Origin of the sequence: Methylomagnum ishizawai, from assembly GCF_900155475.1 — a bacterium.
GTDB classification, from domain to species: domain Bacteria; phylum Pseudomonadota; class Gammaproteobacteria; order Methylococcales; family Methylococcaceae; genus Methylomagnum; species Methylomagnum ishizawai_A.
The window spans coordinates 4,345,619-4,362,172 of record NZ_FXAM01000001.1 but is presented as its reverse complement, the minus strand read 5'-3'; the positions used below and the strand labels follow the sequence as shown (position 1 = coordinate 4,362,172).

Annotated in this window: 22 protein-coding genes and 1 tRNA gene; 12 read left to right on the top strand and 11 right to left on the bottom strand. The window is 61.1% G+C overall.

The genetic code is table 11. The features are described 5' to 3' along the window. Positions 1-50: 50 nt before the first annotated feature. Positions 51-824, bottom strand: coding sequence for a hypothetical protein (locus B9N93_RS19625; RefSeq protein ID WP_125469075.1), 774 nt, complete (start codon positions 822-824; stop codon positions 51-53). Between the two features lie 59 nt (positions 825-883). Here B9N93_RS19625 and B9N93_RS19620 point away from each other — a divergent pair. Then, positions 884-959: transfer RNA gene (locus tag B9N93_RS19620), tRNA-Lys, on the top strand. Positions 960-1,035: 76 nt separating this feature from the next. On the opposite strand, the gene B9N93_RS19615 is transcribed toward B9N93_RS19620, so the two are convergent. The 5 genes from B9N93_RS19615 to B9N93_RS19595 form a co-directional block, all read right to left on the bottom strand. Next, positions 1,036-1,260, bottom strand: a complete 225-nt coding sequence (locus B9N93_RS19615) for a hypothetical protein (RefSeq protein WP_085215896.1) — start codon at positions 1,258-1,260, stop codon at positions 1,036-1,038. Between the two features lie 14 nt (positions 1,261-1,274). Further along, positions 1,275-2,378, bottom strand: a complete 1,104-nt coding sequence (locus B9N93_RS19610) for a tyrosine-type recombinase/integrase (protein ID WP_085215895.1) — start codon at positions 2,376-2,378, stop codon at positions 1,275-1,277. Next, complete coding sequence (locus B9N93_RS19605; RefSeq protein ID WP_085215894.1) at positions 2,339-2,737, bottom strand: excisionase family DNA-binding protein; 399 nt, start codon at positions 2,735-2,737, stop codon at positions 2,339-2,341. Before B9N93_RS19605 ends, B9N93_RS19610 begins: the two co-directional genes overlap by 40 nt. Before the next feature lie 2 nt (positions 2,738-2,739). Next, entirely contained in the window at positions 2,740-2,985 is a 246-nt protein-coding gene (locus B9N93_RS19600; protein ID WP_085215893.1) for a hypothetical protein, read from the bottom strand. A 239-nt stretch (positions 2,986-3,224) separates the two neighbouring features. Then, positions 3,225-3,740, bottom strand: a complete 516-nt coding sequence (locus B9N93_RS19595; RefSeq protein WP_085215892.1) for a helix-turn-helix transcriptional regulator — start codon at positions 3,738-3,740, stop codon at positions 3,225-3,227. Here B9N93_RS19595 and B9N93_RS19590 point away from each other — a divergent pair. Both B9N93_RS19590 and B9N93_RS19585 read left to right on the top strand, forming a co-directional pair. Then, positions 3,733-3,960: a hypothetical protein gene (locus B9N93_RS19590; RefSeq protein ID WP_085215891.1), complete on the top strand. Its 228-nt coding sequence runs from the start codon at positions 3,733-3,735 to the stop codon at positions 3,958-3,960. The two genes, B9N93_RS19595 and B9N93_RS19590, sit on opposite strands and share 8 nt — an antisense overlap. Further along, positions 3,947-4,153, top strand: a complete 207-nt coding sequence (locus B9N93_RS19585) for a CHC2 zinc finger domain-containing protein (protein WP_085215890.1) — start codon at positions 3,947-3,949, stop codon at positions 4,151-4,153. Before B9N93_RS19590 ends, B9N93_RS19585 begins: the two co-directional genes overlap by 14 nt. An 11-nt stretch (positions 4,154-4,164) precedes the next feature. Here the strand turns inward: B9N93_RS19585 and B9N93_RS19580 are convergent, their stop codons facing one another. After that, positions 4,165-5,385, bottom strand: a complete 1,221-nt coding sequence (locus B9N93_RS19580) for a transposase (RefSeq protein ID WP_254899442.1) — start codon at positions 5,383-5,385, stop codon at positions 4,165-4,167. A 39-nt stretch (positions 5,386-5,424) separates the two neighbouring features. On the opposite strand from B9N93_RS19580, the gene B9N93_RS19575 reads away from it, so the two are divergent. Together B9N93_RS19575 and B9N93_RS19570 are read left to right on the top strand one after the other, a co-directional pair. Then, entirely contained in the window at positions 5,425-7,560 is a 2,136-nt protein-coding gene (locus tag B9N93_RS19575; protein ID WP_125469073.1) for a DUF3987 domain-containing protein, read from the top strand. A 33-nt stretch (positions 7,561-7,593) separates the two neighbouring features. Further along, positions 7,594-7,776 carry a hypothetical protein gene (locus B9N93_RS19570; RefSeq protein WP_125469072.1) on the top strand — a complete coding sequence of 61 codons (183 nt, stop codon included), beginning with the start codon at positions 7,594-7,596 and terminating at the stop codon, positions 7,774-7,776. A 63-nt stretch (positions 7,777-7,839) separates the two neighbouring features. Here B9N93_RS19570 and B9N93_RS25755 read toward each other — a convergent pair whose 3' ends face one another. After that, the gene (locus B9N93_RS25755; RefSeq protein WP_176225339.1) at positions 7,840-7,995 is read right to left on the bottom strand and encodes a hypothetical protein; all 156 of its coding nucleotides are present in this window, start codon (positions 7,993-7,995) and stop codon (positions 7,840-7,842) included. Between the two features lie 267 nt (positions 7,996-8,262). After that, positions 8,263-9,423 carry a DNA methyltransferase family protein gene (locus B9N93_RS19565; protein WP_085215887.1) on the bottom strand — a complete coding sequence of 387 codons (1,161 nt, stop codon included), beginning with the start codon at positions 9,421-9,423 and terminating at the stop codon, positions 8,263-8,265. A 76-nt stretch (positions 9,424-9,499) separates the two neighbouring features. On the opposite strand from B9N93_RS19565, the gene B9N93_RS19560 reads away from it, so the two are divergent. Continuing rightward, positions 9,500-10,516 (top strand): IS4 family transposase, encoded by a 1,017-nt coding sequence (locus B9N93_RS19560; RefSeq protein WP_085213193.1) that lies wholly within the window; start codon positions 9,500-9,502, stop codon positions 10,514-10,516. Positions 10,517-10,868: 352 nt separating this feature from the next. On the opposite strand, the gene B9N93_RS19555 is transcribed toward B9N93_RS19560, so the two are convergent. Further along, positions 10,869-11,822, bottom strand: coding sequence for a transposase (locus B9N93_RS19555; protein ID WP_254899441.1), 954 nt, complete (start codon positions 11,820-11,822; stop codon positions 10,869-10,871). 58 nt (positions 11,823-11,880) lie between these two features. On the opposite strand from B9N93_RS19555, the gene B9N93_RS19550 reads away from it, so the two are divergent. The 5 genes from B9N93_RS19550 to rpoH all read left to right on the top strand — a co-directional run bounded on the left by B9N93_RS19550 (position 11,881) and on the right by rpoH (position 15,252). Continuing rightward, a complete protein-coding gene (locus tag B9N93_RS19550; protein WP_217807373.1) occupies positions 11,881-12,009 on the top strand; it encodes a biotin/lipoyl-containing protein in 129 nt (42 codons plus the stop codon). A 62-nt stretch (positions 12,010-12,071) separates the two neighbouring features. Then, positions 12,072-12,560, top strand: coding sequence for a transcriptional repressor (locus tag B9N93_RS19545; RefSeq protein WP_085215886.1), 489 nt, complete (start codon positions 12,072-12,074; stop codon positions 12,558-12,560). Positions 12,561-12,661: 101 nt separating this feature from the next. Then, positions 12,662-13,321, top strand: coding sequence for a cell division ATP-binding protein FtsE (gene ftsE / locus B9N93_RS19540; protein ID WP_085215885.1), 660 nt, complete (start codon positions 12,662-12,664; stop codon positions 13,319-13,321). Between the two features lie 3 nt (positions 13,322-13,324). Then, the gene (gene ftsX, locus B9N93_RS19535; protein WP_085215884.1) at positions 13,325-14,323 is read left to right on the top strand and encodes a permease-like cell division protein FtsX; all 999 of its coding nucleotides are present in this window, start codon (positions 13,325-13,327) and stop codon (positions 14,321-14,323) included. 74 nt (positions 14,324-14,397) lie between these two features. After that, complete coding sequence (rpoH, locus tag B9N93_RS19530; protein ID WP_085215883.1) at positions 14,398-15,252, top strand: RNA polymerase sigma factor RpoH; 855 nt, start codon at positions 14,398-14,400, stop codon at positions 15,250-15,252. Between the two features lie 79 nt (positions 15,253-15,331). Here rpoH and B9N93_RS19525 read toward each other — a convergent pair whose 3' ends face one another. After that, a complete protein-coding gene (locus B9N93_RS19525; protein WP_085215882.1) occupies positions 15,332-15,952 on the bottom strand; it encodes a class I SAM-dependent methyltransferase in 621 nt (206 codons plus the stop codon). A gap of 298 nt (positions 15,953-16,250) precedes the next feature. Between B9N93_RS19525 and B9N93_RS19520 the strand changes: the two genes are divergently transcribed. Continuing rightward, complete coding sequence (locus B9N93_RS19520) at positions 16,251-16,496, top strand: hypothetical protein (RefSeq protein ID WP_085215881.1); 246 nt, start codon at positions 16,251-16,253, stop codon at positions 16,494-16,496. Positions 16,497-16,554 lie beyond the last annotated feature (58 nt).

The following is a 16,554-nucleotide window of genomic DNA, read 5'->3' as shown; positions in this document are numbered from 1 at the left end:
GGCGGTATGAGCAAGCGCCGCGCCAGGAAGATGCGCCGGGACGGGCGGATTCAGTCCTGCCGGGCGGCGGTTTTTTCATCTTCGGGCCGGCGCAGCTTGCGGTAGTCGATGGCGATCTTGAGCCCGACGAAGCGGCCCGACAACCGTACCAGTTCGTCCTTGGCCGGATCGAAAAACAGCTTGGCCTCGGCCAGGCGGCGCTTTTCGTAATCGGGATCGACCGGGGTGGTTTGGGCCTTGAAACGGTACAGCAGGACTTGGAGTCCGTCCTGGGTGGCACGCTCGGTCGGTGGTCCCAGCGCGTCGAGGATGGCTTTCTGGTTGGGCAGCTTCCCGGTTAACTTGGGCAAATCCTCGGGATCGACCTTCAATTGCTGCTTGCCCTGATCGACCTTGCCCAGCCCCAGCGAGCGGATCGAGGCTTCCAAGAACGCCGCCGGGGCCATCTGCAGGAATAGGGGCGGAAAATCGAAGGCGCTCAGCTTGCCGTCCTGGGTGAAACTCATGGCGAAGATCAAGTGCTGGTCTTTTTGGGGCTGCGCCGCCGGGTCGTGGGCGAAGTCGAGGAACCAGCGGTAGCCCTGGGGCAGGATGCCGACCCGGCTGGGCTTGAGTTTGGTCAGGTCGGTGAAGTCCTCGCTGAGCAGCACGGGGTCGCGCAGATGCAGGATGAAATGCTGGTCGGCGACTTCCACCCGGAAATGGCGGTCGAACTGGGACAGTTGGTTCTTGAGTTCCAATAGCCGCAGCCAGACGCAGCCGCTGAGGGAGAAGGCGAGGAACAGGGCGAGCCAAGGGAGGGAGCGAAGTCGGAGCGATGACATGGTGGATGGTAAAGGCTTGAACAATGGGGAGGGCGTCATTATAATGCGCGGCCTTCGAGGGGTCGTTAGCTCAGTCGGTAGAGCATTGCACTTTTAATGCAGTGGTCGCTGGTTCGAATCCAGCACGACCCACCATGAATATCAAAGCCTTGCGGGAAACCGCAGGGCTTTTTTATTAGTGCTGGTGACATGCTGGCGACATGCGGTGTGTTTATACGGCTTCATGGCTGGTTTCCTCTTGCCCTGTCTCCCCGCCCATTTTGATTTCGATAAGGCCTGCGCAATCATTGGCCGCATGGGCCATATCGAAGTCCAGCATTTCCGTATGCTCCTCGGCGCGTTCCCTACAAAGGCCCGCCGCTTGTTGCATCCCCGCCTTGCGGCCACTTTCGTAGGCCGCGGCTTTCTCGGTTTCCATCTCTTTTTCAATGCCCATGGCTATTCCTCCGCTCATTTCCTCTTGACTAGGTTTGCGGTTTCGCGCAGGTGGTCCACGCGGAAGTGGCTATAGCGGCGCACCATGCCTTGGGTTTTATGTCCGCCGATCTCCTGCATTTGACGGTCGCTGGCCCCTGCCTGGGCGAGTAGGCTGAAAAAGGTATGGCGCAGGTCGTGGAAATGGAAATCCTCGGGAAGTTCGGCGGCGGCGAGTATCCGCGCCCAGGTCTTGCGGAAGTCGCCGAAGGGTCGGCCTTCGCCGCTGTGGAACACGTAAGTGCCGCACCGGCATTCCCAGCGGCGGCGCAGCAGGGTTTCGGCGTGGTCGGACAGGGGTTGGTAATGGGCCTTGCGGTTCTTGGCGTCCTGGGCCTCCAGGATGAGGTAGCCGACCGTGATGAGAGTTTCGCCATCGCGCTCCGACCAGACGACTTGACCCCAGGTCATGTGGACGAGGTTGTTCCTGCGCCAGCCTATCGACGCGCCGCCGTCGATGAGGTCGGCGAGGTGCTGGCCGTATTCGGTGGCCTGGGCGGCTTCGATCAAGGCATCAAGTTGTTCCAGGGATAGCCATTGGGTCCGGCCTTCGCCCTGGGATTCCAGGGTAATCTTAGTGCGGAGGTCGGCGGACAGCAATTGCCAGTCCCGCCAGCAGGATTTCAGGACGCTGCGGACCAGGGCTTGCCGGATGCGGAGGGTTTCGGGGCTGTAGGGGCCGCGCCCTTCGCTGGCGTCGAGTTCGGCCAGGAGGCCGGGGTCGATGACACGGACGCGGGGCGGCGGCGGGCCGTCGCGGGTGGCGGGGTCTTGGCGGTACCACGCCGGGCCGTCCGGGGTTTGGCGGAGATGGTAGATGCGCTGGTCGATATAGGCCCGCTTGAGGATTTGGCGCATGTCGGTACGCCAGTAGGCCATGCCCGGTACGATGCTCAACTGGTTGGGTCCGGCTTCGAGCGGGAGGTGTTCGAGCCAGATGAATTTGCCATCGGCCCAGATAGGCCAGCGGAGGTGCCGGGCGTGGGTCAGGTTGCTTTGATGGTTGCGGTTGCCGGGGCTGACATCGGCCAGCCAGCGGCTCAGTGCTTCACCGAAGAGGTGGGGCTTGGCGCGGCCCATGAGGTTGTCGAACCCTTGGGTTTTGAGCGCCGCTTCGTATTCTTGGGCTTGCTTTTGGGTGTCAAAGCTGCGCCGAGTGCGCGGGATACCTCGGTCAAGGTCTTGGTAATCGACTTGGTATCTTGGGGATTTTCCTGGGCGTTTGATTTTCCTGATTGCCATACGGGGTTTACCTGGGTTACAGCCAAGTATTCTTGATATTGACGTTCCGAAATCCGGTAGATGCCTTTCCCGTTTTTCCGGCCTATCCGATGGGCTTTTAAAATGCCATCTTCGATGAGGCCGTAGATAAGGGAACGCGACACGTCCAGGCGTGCCGCGACGGTATCCACGGATAGCTTGGGCGTGTCGTTGTCCATGATTACGGATCGCCTGGGTTGGGGTTATCGGTGCCGGTTTCGTCGTCTTCGGGTTTCACCAGGGCGGTTTTCACGGGGATGCTTTTGGCGAAGGCATCGGCGATATCGTCGCCGTTGGCTTCGGCGATGGTCCGCTCGCTGAGGATGTATCGCTCTACCGCGTACCGGGTGGGGGCGTTGATGAGTTCCACTTCGCCGCCTGGGCCGTTGACTATCCAGATTTTGGGTTTCGGGGCTGCTTTGGCCATGTCGATTGCTCCTGCGTGGTTGATGGGAAGGGGTTGTTTGGCTTGGTCGGCAGCATTTGGGATGGCGTCAGTGGATTTATTCTCACTATTCGCAAGTTAATAAATCCCCTGTAGATCAACGGATCATTGTTCCATGCAGAGAGCATAGGGCGATGTTGATGTCCGCCACGCCTAATTATTTGCGTAAATTGCAAACAAAGGATAAGCTAAGTTTGTGTTATTTGCAAACAGATGGCGGATTATTTTTTCTCAGCCTTAGAGGTCAGCGGCGCAAGGGTAGGGTTCTGATGAAGTCGGGGAGGCGGGTTGCCACTGTGCTGGGCCACATAGGAGTCCCGGACGGCTTCGACAATCCGGGCGCGGCGTTCTTCCGAAAGGCGGGCATAGGCCATCAATTCAGGCGGTAGCAACAACATTTCGGTGGTGACGCCCAAGGCGCGGGCGCAGAGTTCCACCTTTTCCATGTTGATTTCTTCGCTGCGCTCAAGGCGGCTGATGGTCGAGACGTTCGCGCCGATCCGGTCGGCTAGGTCTTTTTGGGACCAATCCAGGTCTTCGCGAAGCTTGCGGATGTTGCATCCTGGGGGCTTGGTTGCGGGTAAGGTGTGGGGAGGATTACGTTTGCGCATGTCGGCATTATCTGTAGGGTTGTCGCCGGATTCTATACGCATTTTTCCCTTATTTTCCAAACATTTACTTGCAAATAGCGCAATATCAATAATGTTGTCTTGGTACCTTGGGGCTTTTATGGACATAGTTGAAACCTCGCTACAGCGGATTTTAAAGGATGATAAAACCGACTTGGCCCAGGTGGCCGAGTCGGTGGGGGTTAGCTTTTCGACGGTTTGGCGGTGGCGCGAAGGCAAATCGATTCCACGCCGCCGACAGGTTCAGCCATTACTCGTCGCATTGAAGGACAAGGGGCTGACCCAAGCGGGTATCTATACTTTGGACGCCCGCGATGAGTCTAATTGATACGCAAGCCGTCCTTCAAAGGGTCGATATTGTCGAGGTGGTCCAGGCGCGGGTTCCTTTGAAAAAACAGGGGCGCGAATGGATCGCTTGTTGTCCGTTCCACGATGAGCGGACGCCTAGTTTCAAGGTTAATCAGACCAAGCAGATTTATAAGTGTTTCGGCTGTGGCGCGAGTGGCGATGCGACTGATTGACTGACAAAACTTTAGGCGGCGGTTAGGACAGAGCCCGGGGCCTCCTGAAGCATCACAAATCGGCATAGCAAAGCCTTGATCCAATGGCCCCGCTCGGGCTGGCGTTTGGATGAGCGGGCGGGCTGCGGGTCATCCGCCGTGGTCAGCGTCAACCGGGGAAGCAAGGCCAGCCCCCGCGCCAAGGCATGGCGGATCCAATCCAGGCCGATGCGGGCGTAGCTGTGCCCCCTGAACCAATGCGGATCGACCATCCGCCGCCGGCCGTCGGCCACCACGCCGCTGCCCTGGCAAACCAGGATCAACGTGGCCACCGCCATCACGAAGCACAGGCGGCGCAAGGCGTGGCGGTCCCGCAATTTGGAGGACTCCCAGCGGAAGCCATTGGATTTCTGGTCCAAGAAACCTTCTTCTATATCGAAGCGCAAGGCGTACTCGGCCAGGGTCTCCGGCCAGGTGGGCTCGTCGCTCAGGATCACCCAGGGTTCCTCGGCCCCCTTCTGCCATCCCACTGCCAGGTGGACCTTTTCATGGTGCCCCGTCACGTACACCCCGTGGTAGCAGACCACCTGGCCGGGGGAGGCGTGCCAAGCCAAGGGCTGGAAGCGTCCGCCGTCCCACCGGTAAAGCCCGATGCCCGCCTTGTGGCGGATGCGGAAATGCCAGCGGGGAGTCCGCTTGACCCAGCCCATCAACTCGCGGTGGACGAAACCGCGATCCGCCAGCAGATAGACCTTCCGCCCCGTGAACTGCCGCTCCAGGAACACCAACAGGCCGCGGTAGTCCTTGAACGCCACGCTGGCGCTGGGATGCTCCATCACCTTCCAGGCCAACGGGATCATCCTTCCCCGGTAGATCAGCGAGATGTACACCACGCAGTGGGTGTTCCACAGCATCGTCGTATCCAGGGCCAGGTAGACCTGCCGGTCCTGGAAATCCGCCAGCACCGGCTTCAACAAGGCGGCATACAGGTGCAGCACCGAGATCCGGCGGTTGTGGAGCCATCGGGCGAACCGCCTCTGGGTGCTTTGCGCGAACCGCGCGCGGCAGATCACATACGGAATCCATTGGGGCAACGCGACATGGAGGCTGGACAACAACCCCACCAGCATCCAGGCCACGGTTTGCTTGTGCCGGACATCCTTCCAGGGCGCGGCTTGCAGCCAAACGCACGCCTGCTCATACAGCAACGGGGCGGAACCTTCCAAGGCATTCTCCTTATCAATCATTGACATGGAAGCTACCTTGCCAGAATTTCCGCCGCTTAGAGAATTTTGTCAGTCAATCAGGGCGATGCGATTACGTTTGTCCGGGAGTATGAGCGGGTCGATTTCGAGGAGGCTTGCCGGATACTGGGGGCGACGGATTTCGACCGGGTGCCGGATGGAAAAGCGCCGCCGCCCAAACCGAAAGGTAAGACCGCTCCGCCGGAGTCGCCGGAATGGGTGGCCGTGGTGCCGGTCCCGGACGATGCGCCGCCCATCCCCGAGCGACATCCTACGCTGGGGGTGCCTTCCCATAAGTGGTGGTACACCACGCCGGACGGGAAGCTGTCGCATGTGAAGTGCCGGTTTCCGGTCGGCAAGTCTAAGGATGGGAAACCCCCTAAGACTTACCGGCCTTTGGCTTATTTCCGGCATCGGGATACTGGGGTGTGTAAGTGGGAATGGGAAGGCGTTCCGGCCCCACGTCCGTTGTATGGGTTGCATAAGCTGGCGAAGCGGCCCAAGGATTGGTTTTTGTGGTGCGAGGGGGAGAAGGCGGCGGACGCCGCGCAGATGATTTTCCCCGAGTATGTTTGCATCGCTTCGGAGAACGGGGCCGATGGGGTGGATTCCACGGACTGGGAGCCGTTGCGTGGGCGGCGGGGGATTATTTGGCCGGACAACGATGCCGCCGGGGAGAAGGCGGCGCGGCGGGCGCGGGAGCTTTTGGCCGTGGTCGGGGCCGAGGCGGTCGCCATGCGGCGGCCCAGTTCCAAGGAAATGGGCTGGGATGCCGCCGATGCGCTGGCCGAGGGGATTCCCGCCGAGGATTTGCGGCGGCTGTGCGGGCCTGGCGTGGGGTTCGAGGATTTGCCTCTGGACGTGTTCGGGTCGTTCGAGCTTCCCCGGTTACGGGCGCATCATGTGGCCGCGCCGCTGGTGTCGTATGTATTCGATCAAGCGGCGGTCAAGGGGGTGGAACCGCTGTTTGTCTATCTGGGAGCGCTGACCTGTTGCGCTGGGGTGTTGCACGATCAATTCCAGGTGCAGCCCGCCCGCTATGACCCGACCTGGAAGGAGTCTCCCAGATTGTGGACGTTGTTGGTAGGCGACCCTTCGACCGGCAAGACTCCGGCCATCAATGCGGTTTCGGCGCATGTCCAGGCTATCGATATTGTCCTGGCCAAGCAGTCGAAGGCGGCTATCGCCGATTGGGAGCTGGATAAGAAGGTGGCCGAAAAGCAGATGAAACGCTGGGTAGAGGACGCGGCGAAGCGCGGCGCTGGCGACAAAGGCGACAAGCCGAGAACCCCGGAAAAACCGCCCGACCGGCGCTGTTTTATCGAGGATACGACGGTGGAAGCCCTGGCGGAAATCCTGGCCGAGAATCCGGCGGGGGTGTTCCTCAAGGCGGATGAGTTCGCGGGCTGGCTGGGGGCGATGGATGCTTACTCCGGCGGGGCGAAGGGCAAGGACCGGGCGCATTGGTTGCAGGCGTACAACGGCGGGCCGCGCCGGGTGGACCGGGTGAACCGGGGTTCGACCTTGGTGCCGAATTTTTCGGTTTCTATCCTGGGCGGCGTGCAACCGGACAAGATGCGTAACTTGAAGGTGGATTTGACGGATGACGGCCTATTGCAGCGTTTCCTGGTCGTGGTGGGAGCGCCCGCCGCGCCGCCGGAATCCGACACCCGCCCGCCGAATCTGGACGCGATCCATGCCTATCGGGAACTGCTTGACCATTTGCAGTCGATGACGCCGCCGGAGTCGGTGTTCAAGTTTTCGCCGGAGGCCGCGAGCATCAAGGCGGAGTTCCTGGGCTATGTGCAGGGATTGGTGGCGGCACGGGTGCCTTCACCTGCGGTGTGCGCCTACCTGGGGAAGTGGCCGGGGATGTTTGCGCGGCTGGCGCTGCTGTGCCATGTGGTCGAGTATGCTGGCCAAGTGCCACGGCGTTTTCCGCCGGAGATCATCGGGGCCGATACTGTCCGGCTGGTGGTGGGGCTGATGCGCGAAATCCTGTTGCCGCATGGGCTGAATTTCTATCTGGACATCATGGGGGCGGCTTCGGGGTCGGAGCATTCCCAGTGGATCGCGGGGTTCATCCTGTCGAGGGAACTGCAAGCCTTGACCATCCGCGATATTACCCGTGCTTATAAAAGCTGGCGGAGCTTAACACATTGGGAACAGGTCGGGGCGTTGTAAACCTTGGAGCAAGCCGGGTGGGTCCACCCGGACGTGCCCGAGAAAGAGCGGTTGGCCCGTGGTGTCAACCGTTGGGCGGTGAATGGCGCGGTCCATGTGTTGTTCTCGGCGCGGGCGCGGCGGGAGGTTGAGAAACGGGAGCGGGAGCGGGAGCTGTTCCGGGAACTCAAGGAGAATTTGAGGAGGGAGGCACGGGAGGAACCTGACAGCCTGTAGGATTTTCCGCAATAAGAAAGCCCTGCAAAGCAGGGCTTTTTTGGATTGCGTGGAATTACCGATTTATGGGCTCGATGCCTTGGACTGGTCCACGTAGGCCGCAACGGCTATGCGGATGCCCTTGGATAGATTGCCTCCGCCGATGCGCTCGGCGGCTTTCACAGTGTCATCCGGCAACGTGACGTTGCGGGGCTTTTTCCTTTCTTTCTTGGGTTTCATAGTGCCTTAATGTTGATCTCGCCTTCAACAGGGCGGCAGTTGTTGGTCCGCTGGTGGGTGATGGCCTGGGCCGGTGCTTTAGTATGCGCATGATTTCGAGGACTGTCGCTGCTTCCGTCGTTTCTGGCTAGCTCAAGGAGATAACGCCCGGTTTGCGGCTCTGGCGGGCCATAAAAGGCCCAGGTGTCGCCAGTCTGACGGTCGTGGTGGTTGGGTTCCGTGGTTTTTGGAAGGGTTGCGCCATCCTTGGCGCTGAAAATGGATAGATCAAGCCCCGAAAAGCTCAAGCTGTATGGCCGGTCGGCGTTTGACTGCTGGGAGTTTATCGGGAATGTTGATGGTCAGAAGCGCCACATTAACCCCCGTCCCCTGGCTGGCAAAACTGCCGCTTGGTAAATCCTCCCAGTAATCCGCTACAGGTTTAAGTTGCTCCTGCTGGCGTGAACCGTTCGCACATAACGCCACCAAACGCCCGCCTGGTTTTAGCATCGTCAGGGCGTGTTGAATGTGTTTGATGTCCTGGCCGTTGGAAAACGGCGGATTCATCACGATTCGATCAAAGTTGCCCAGCTCCTTTGGGCTGCACTCCAAGAAATCCGCACAGATAATGCCAAAATCCCCTTGGGTTACCATGTCGCGTAATCTATTGGCTAAGTCCGGGTGTATTTCGACACCCTGGCGTTTGCCCGAAAGGTTGCGCCAGATATTACCGGTGCCAGCGCTGGGTTCCAATACCCGATGATGGGTTTTAATCTCGGCCAGTTCCACCATGCGTTCGGCAAGATCGGGCGGGGTTGGGAATAGTTGAGGGGTGTTGACCATTTGGACACCGTGCTTGAGGCTATCGCGCATGGCTTCAAACTCCACCACTGCGGCTTTGGCTGGTTTTAATCTGGTGGGTTTTGGTTCCGGCAATGCTTCCATTTGCGCCTCAAATTCAGGCTGTGGCACAGGCTTGGGCGGGTCGGTGCGTTTCTGGTCGGTCAGATAAACCAAAGCGGTTTGCCAATACTCACCGCCTGGTGCGCGGGTTTGTCTTACCCGGTGCCGTCCATAGGTTTCAGTGGAGTTTAGAGTGCCGATTTTTTGGAAATCTGACCATTTGGGGACGGTCTCGTCGTATTCCTTTTTCGTCATGTGCAAAAAGCCTTCTCCCGGATAATTGCACAGCGGTGGAAGCTTGGTGGCGGTTTTTACTTTGGCGGCGTCGTCCTTGCTGGGGGCTTTATAGCCCTTAATTTCCTCGATTCCATGTTTCCAATCTTTGCGCCAATGTACGCCAATGGGAGGCGTGGTGGTTAAGCTGTTAATAATGCCGCTTGTCTTGTTTACCCTGAGAACAACTAACCATTCCCCGCCTACTAGAACCCGCCCGCCCACTTCGATTTCGGCGCGATCTGCAACGGTTCCTCCCATCTCTTCCAACATGGCCCGCTCCTAAGTACAGGACAAAAACCTAACTGCTTGATTGCCAAAGGCGTAAACTATCCGGCTTTTACCTCCGATGGCTGACCCTCATCAAGACCTCAAGGCCGTCCTGTCCGAGCACCTGCCGTGGCACGGGGCCCGGATCGGCTTCCTCGCGCATTTCCTGCTGGCCCTGCTCAAGGTGCGCAGCGTCAACCTGGCGGAACTCGCCACCGGCTTCGGCGGTCCGGCCAAGGTGGAGTCCCACTACAAGCGGCTCCAGCGCTTCTTCCGCGCGTTCGAGTTGGACCAGGACGTCCTCGCCCGCCTGTTGGTGCGGCTGGTCCCGGTCGGCGACGGCCCCTGGCGGCTGACCCTGGACCGCACGAACTGGAAGTTCGGCCTGGCCGAGATCAACTTCCTGGTCCTGGGGATCGCCCACCGGGGGATGGCCGTGCCGGTGTTCTGGAGCGTCCTCGGCAAAGCGGGGAACTCCGACACCGCCGAGCGCATCGCGTTGATGGAGCGCTTCCTGAAGGTCTTCGGCACCGCCCGGATCGCCGCCCTGCTGGCCGACCGCGAGTTCATCGGCGAGGACTGGTTCCGCTGGCTGCAACAGAAGGGCATTCCCTTCCACCAGCGCCTCAAGCGCGACACCCGCGTTCCCAACAGTTGGAACCGGATGATGCGCTTGGACCAATTGTTCGGCTCGCTCCGGCCCGGCGAGACCCACCGCCTGGTCGGGCGCCGTCCGGTGTGGGGCTGCTTCGTCCACCTCTCCGCCCTGCGCCTCGACGACGGCGGCTTCCTGTTCATCGCCTCCTCCGGCACCCCACAGGCCGGGGCCATCGACGCCTACGCCGACCGCTGGCAAGTGGAAACCCTGTTCGGCGCTTTGAAATCCAGGGGCTTCAACTTGGAGGATACCCACCTCACCGACCCCAAGCGCCTCGCCAAGCTCATGGGCCTGCTTGCCCTGGCCTTCGCCTGGTCCTACCGCACCGGCGAACTGCTCCACGACGGCCCCAGCCCCGTCCGTCAAAAAAAACGCTGTCGCGCCCCCTCAAGTCCCTCTTCCGCCACGGACTCGACTTCCTTCGCAACACCGTCCTGAACCCAACCGAGAAGTCCGATGAGTTCGCCTGGGCATTGCGGGTTTTGTCCTGTACATAGAAAGCACTGATGGCATCGAACCTCAGTACAAGTCCGTTTTCTAACACCCCCTAGCTAGCCCACTCCTACCACAAACGGCTGTTTGCCGTATGGGCGAAACCGGTCCGCTCATCACCTATCAATTTCGCATGGCCTCGCCAAAATTGGGCAAAGGCATGTCGTTTTGTAGGCACCGTCTTAGGTAGCGCAAGCCCCGGGTGAACCAGGAAACCAAGCTGCGGCGGAGCTTCCTGAAGCTCCAGTGTCCGGCTTCGGTTTGCAACCACGCTTTTTTTCGAGCGGCGTCGGGCGGTTCAAGGCGTCGTCCCGCCCCACCGGACGCACCACCCCATGGCCAGCGACATGACGAGGATCAGGCGCTCCAAACGGTCGGCGTGTTCCAGTTGCGAATCCTCCAACTCGAAGCCCCGGCCCTTGAAGTCCGAGAACATCGGTTCTATGGACCAGCGCGCGGCGTAGTCCAATACCGCCGCCCGCGTCGGGGCGCAGTCCATCGCGATGATCCAGGGCTCGGGATGGCCGGGTTCGTGAAGGATGCCCAGGTGGGTCATCACGCCGCAGGCGAACAGCCGCACTCCGGGCAAGTAGCGTTCCGCCACGTCCTGTGCCAGATCGCCGGTGGTGGTTTCCTCCCCTTCGCCGGTGTCCGCCAGCACATTGCGTTTCAGCCGTAGCCGGTAGCCCCATCCCTGGGCACCCAGCCAGCCGAACAAGGCCGCCGAGGGATAGAACCGGTCCGCCGAAAGCATTACGTTCGCCCCCAACGGCAACCAAGCCAGAACCCGTTCCAACACCCGCCGCTGCCCCTCGAAGCCGATGTTGGCCGACCCTTCTTCCGCCAGCCACGCCAAGGGCAGCGCCCGGTCGCCGACCCGCACGCTCACCATCAGCACCGCCATCCGCTCCCCAAGGTCGGTCTGGTCCATGCTCAACAGTATGGTTTGGCCGTTCCGCGCGGCCTTGGCCAGTTCGGCCCGCGCAAACGGCTCCATCACCACCGCCGTCTCCAGTAACGGATTCTTCAACAAGCGCCTCAGCCATTGCTCGCGCATGTCCTGCCGGTCCGTCGACAAGGGCAGCAGATTCGCCAACTCCACCGTGTTCGGCGTCCGCCCCTCGATCATCGCTCCCACCACCAGCGCCAGTTTCCGGACCACCGTTTTGCGTAATCCAGGAAGAACCTGTTCCAGTCCACGCCGCACTTCCTCGGCCAGTTTCTTTACCGTTCCCATCGCTTCATTGGTCAAAATTTGTTCCGGCCCTCAAGACTACCCGAAAACTGATAGGTGATGAGCCGTGTTGGTGATGGAGGCCATGAAGATGGAATCGGAAATCCAAGCGCCCATCGCCGGCACGGTGGCGGCGGTCCATGTCAAGCAAGGCGACCGGGTGAATCCCAACGAGGTGTTGATGGAAATCGGCCCGGAGGCCTGAGCCGTCCCGCCGCCCGCCACGCTGTCGTACAATCGCCCATCCCCGATTGCACCGAGCGAGCCATGGCCACCGCGAACCCCCCCCATGAACCTGACGCCCACGACCATCAAGATTGCATCGCCAAAGCGCTGGCGTTGGCGGAACGCCTGTGCGATGAGCGCGGCGCCAGGTTCACGCCGCTCCGGCGGCGGGTGCTGGAACTGATCTGGTCCAGCCACGAATCGGCCAAGGCCTACGACCTGCTCGAAGCGCTCAAGGATTTCGATTGTTCCGCCAAGCCCGCCACCATCTACCGGGCGCTGGATTTCCTGTTGGAACAGGGGCTGATCCACCGGGTGGAAAGCCTCAACGCCTATGTCGGTTGCAACGTGCCCGAGCAGCGCCATGAACTCCTGCTATTGATCTGCGAGCGCTGCCATACCGTCGAGGAACGGCCCGCGCCGGAGTTGATGGCGGCGGCGGCGCGGGAGATCGGGGTGGCGGGGTTCGCGCCCAGCCGCAAGACCTTCGAGGTGCATGGCTTGTGCGCCGGGTGCGCCGGGGTTGGTTGAGCGCGGCGGGCGGCTTTGTCGGGATATTCCCCATCGGTTATCAATACGTTGGAATCGATATACGTCGATTTCGGCGTAGGATTCATCCACTTGTTCAATCCATGCTCGAATTCCAAAACGTCACGAAACGCTATTCCGAAAGCGGCGACGCCCTCTCCGAGGTCAGCTTCGCGCTGGAACCGGGGGAACTGGCCTTCCTCACCGGCCATTCCGGCGCGGGCAAAAGCACTTTGCTCCGGCTCATCCCCGTCATCGAGCGGCCCACCCGCGGCAAGATCGTCCTGGACGGCCAGCCGATCAACCGCCTGACCCAGCGCGAAATTCCCTTCCTGCGCCGCAAGCTCGGCCTGATCTTCCAAGATTACCGGCTGCTGCACGACCGCACGGTGTTCGACAACGTGGCCTTGCCGCTGGCCATCGCCGGTTATAGCCCGGTTGAAATAGGCCGCCGGGTCCGCGCCGCCCTGGACAAGGTCGGTTTGCTGCGCAAGGAAAAGCGCTATCCCAAGGGCTTGTCCGGCGGCGAGCAACAACGGGTCGGCATCGCCCGCGCCATCGTCCACAAGCCGCCCGTCATCCTGGCCGACGAACCCACCGGCAACCTCGATCCCGAACTCTCCGCCGAAATCATGGGTCTGTTCCGCGAATTCAACGCTGTGGGCGTGACCTTGTTGATCGCCACCCACGACCTGGGCTTGATCTCGCGCATGGCTTGCCGCAGGCTGCGCTTGCATCAGGGCAGGTTGCTGGAGGGCGGTTGAGCGATGGATTGGGATCGATTCAAATTCTGGGCGCGGCGGCGCAATGGTAGGGCGAACCGGGCGGGCCGTCTCGGTCCCATCGAACGGCTGCAAGCCTTCTGCGCCTTGCAGCGCGACATCGCCAAGGACAGTTTCCATCGGCTGCGGGATGCCCCCTTGGCCTCGGCCCTCACCGTCCTGGTGATCGCCATCGCCCTGACCTTGCCCGCCGATTTCCACGCCTTGATCCGCAACGCCCAGGAAGCCAGCGCCGGCCTCGAAGCCACCAGCCGGATTTCGCTGTTCCTGAAGCCGGAACTGTCTAACGACGTGGCCCGGCGTTTGGCCGAGCGGCTGCGGCTGCATCCCAAGCTGGCCGAGGCCCAGGTCATCAGCAAGGAAGAAGGTTTGCGCGAACTGCGGGCTTATAGTGGTTTCGGCGATGCCCTGGAGGCTTTGGATTACAACCCCCTGCCCGCCGTCATCAGCTTGAAACCCAAGGATGGCCGGGCCACGCCGGACCAGTTGCAAGTCCTCCTGGCCGAGTTGTCCGGTTTGCCCGAGGCCGATTTCGCCCAGTTCGACACTGAATGGCTGAGCAAGCTCAGGGCCATGCTGGCGATGGCGGACCGGGCCATCGTGGTGTTCGGTCTGTTGTTGGGGCTGGGGGTGTTGTTCATCGTCGGCAATACCATCCGCTTGGAATTGCAGCACCGCCGCGAGGAAATCGCCGTCGCCAAGCTGCTCGGGGCCACCGACGGCTTCATCATCCGGCCTTTCCTGTACGCCGGGTTTTGGTATGGCTTGCTGGGCGGGGGTTTGGCCTGGCTGCTGAGCGATCTACTACTCTTGATCCTACGCGGCCCGGCGCTGGAATTGGCCGAACTCTATGGGAGCGCCTACCGTCTGGCCTTCCTGAGCTGGGAGGAATCGGAACTCTTGATCGGGGCTTCGGTCGTATTGGGCGTCGCCGGGGCGTGGGCGGTGGTGTTCTACCATCTCCGCCAACTCGACCCGGATTGAGCCGTGCGAACCATTAGCACTCGATAAAGAGGAGTGCTAATATCTGGCAACCCTCCAAAAACAGGATACCTACCATGAGCAACGCATTAACCCTTCCGGTCAATCCCGCGCTGGGTTCCATCGAAGAGTACGTCGCCACGGTCAACCGTATGCCGCGTTGGGATGCCGAGCAAGAACACGAACTCGCCCTGCGCTTCCGCGACGAAAGCGATCTGGAGGCCGCCCGTTTGTTGGTAATGGGCAATCTCCGTTTCGTGGTGCATATCGCCAAAGGGTATCTGGGCTATGGCTTGCCGCTGCCCGACCTGATCCAGGAGGGCAATATCGGCCTGATGAAGGCCGTGAAGCGCTACGACCCCGAGGTCGGCGTGCGCCTGGTGTCGTTCGCGGTGCATTGGATCCGGGCCGAAATCCACGAATTCATCATCCAGAACTGGCGCATCGTCAAGGTCGCCACCACCAAGGCCCAGCGCAAGCTGTTCTTCAACCTCAGGAAATTCAAGCCGCGCCTGGGCTGGTTTACCCACGACGAGGCCACGGCGGTGGCCGACGAACTCGGGGTGGACGTGGATACGGTCTACGAGATGGAAAGCCGGTTGAGCCAGCAGGACATGGCCTTCGACCAGCCGGTCGATGCCGACGCCGACGAGAAGGACGTGTCCGCCCCGGTGCATTACCTACAGCAGGACAACGCCGATCCCGCCGCGCTGTTGGAAGACAACGATTGGGGCGAGCATAAGCAACAGCGCCTTTTGGCCGCCATCGAGCAACTGGACGACCGCAGCCGCGACATCGTGACCAGCCGCTGGTTGAGCGAGCAGAAGCTGACCCTGCACGATCTGGCGGCGCGGTATAAGGTGTCCGCCGAGCGCATCCGCCAGCTTGAGAACACCGCCATGAAGCGGCTGAAAACCTCGTTGGCGGCTTGATCGTCGGCCAAGATGGGTTCTGGAAAAAAGGCGGCTTTGGAGCCGCCTTTTTTCATGTCCGCGATTTCGCCGGGCGGTCTCAGCGCTCCTTTTTCAGGTGCAGCATGGTGAACATGCCCAGCGGCGGCAACTGGTGGCGTTTCACCTCGCGCAGGTGGGTGTTGGACAGGATTTCCTCGACCGGCATGTCGGGACGCCAGCCCAGTTTATGCGACAGGGGCGCGAGCATCTTCTCGACATTGCGCCTGAAGCCCCGTTCCGCCGCGAAATGGTTGACGATCACCACGTCGCCGCCCGGCTTGCACACCCGCTCGATTTCCCGCAGCACCTTCGCCGGTTCCGGCACCACCGACATCACATAGGCCGCTACCACGAAATCGAAGCTCTCGTCCTCGTATTCCATATCCCTGGCGTCCATGAGGCTGAGCTTGGAGACATGGGACAGCCGGGCCTTGTGGACGCGCCGATGGGCGATGGCGAGCATGTCCGGCGAGATGTCGATGCCATGGACCTGATGTTCCCTACGGTAATAGCGCAGGCTGATCCCGGTGCCGACGCCCACCTCCAGCACCTTGCCGGGCCGCTGGTTGGTGACCCCGGCCGCCATGGTGCGGCCGCGGTAGCTCAGCATCCAGCCGAAGGTTTGGTCGTAGACCGGGGCGTAGCGGGCGTAGGATTTCAGGATATGTTCCAATTGCATAGCGTGTCCTCTGCCCTGGCGCGGTGTCGCGGCGGCAAGGGCTTTCGTGGGTTGGTTTTCGGTTGGGTTTCTGGCCATTCCCGCCGGGCTGCGCGGCGGGGGGCGGAAACGGGAGGGATGGGCGTGGGTTTCCGCCGTCCGGGCCGTGGGTTCCCGGCGGCGGGGCGGCCCGCGCCGTGGGAGCCCGAATCATAAAGGTTCGGCGGTTCCATGGGAATCGGCCCGCCCGTGCCCGCTTCCGCGAATTCGTTTAAGATTGGCGGGCTTGTTTCAATACCGGTAACGCGAATCCCAGACCATGAGCAAATCATTCGAAGTGAAACTGAAGGGCGATCCCGAGGCGATCATCGCCAAGGCCAAGGTGGCGGCGAAGAACAAGGGGGTCGATTTCGAGGGGAATGGACAGGCCGGGAATTTTTCCGGACTCGGCATCGAGGGGAGTTATTCGATCCAGGCGGATACGATGGCGGTGGAGATCACCAAGAAACCGTTCGTCATGCCCTGGAGCCTGATCGAATCGTCCTTGCGCGATTATTTCGCCTGAGACAGTGGCGGTTCCGCCCGGAACCGCCGGTTTTCCACAGGGCTTCCCGGAACCGCCG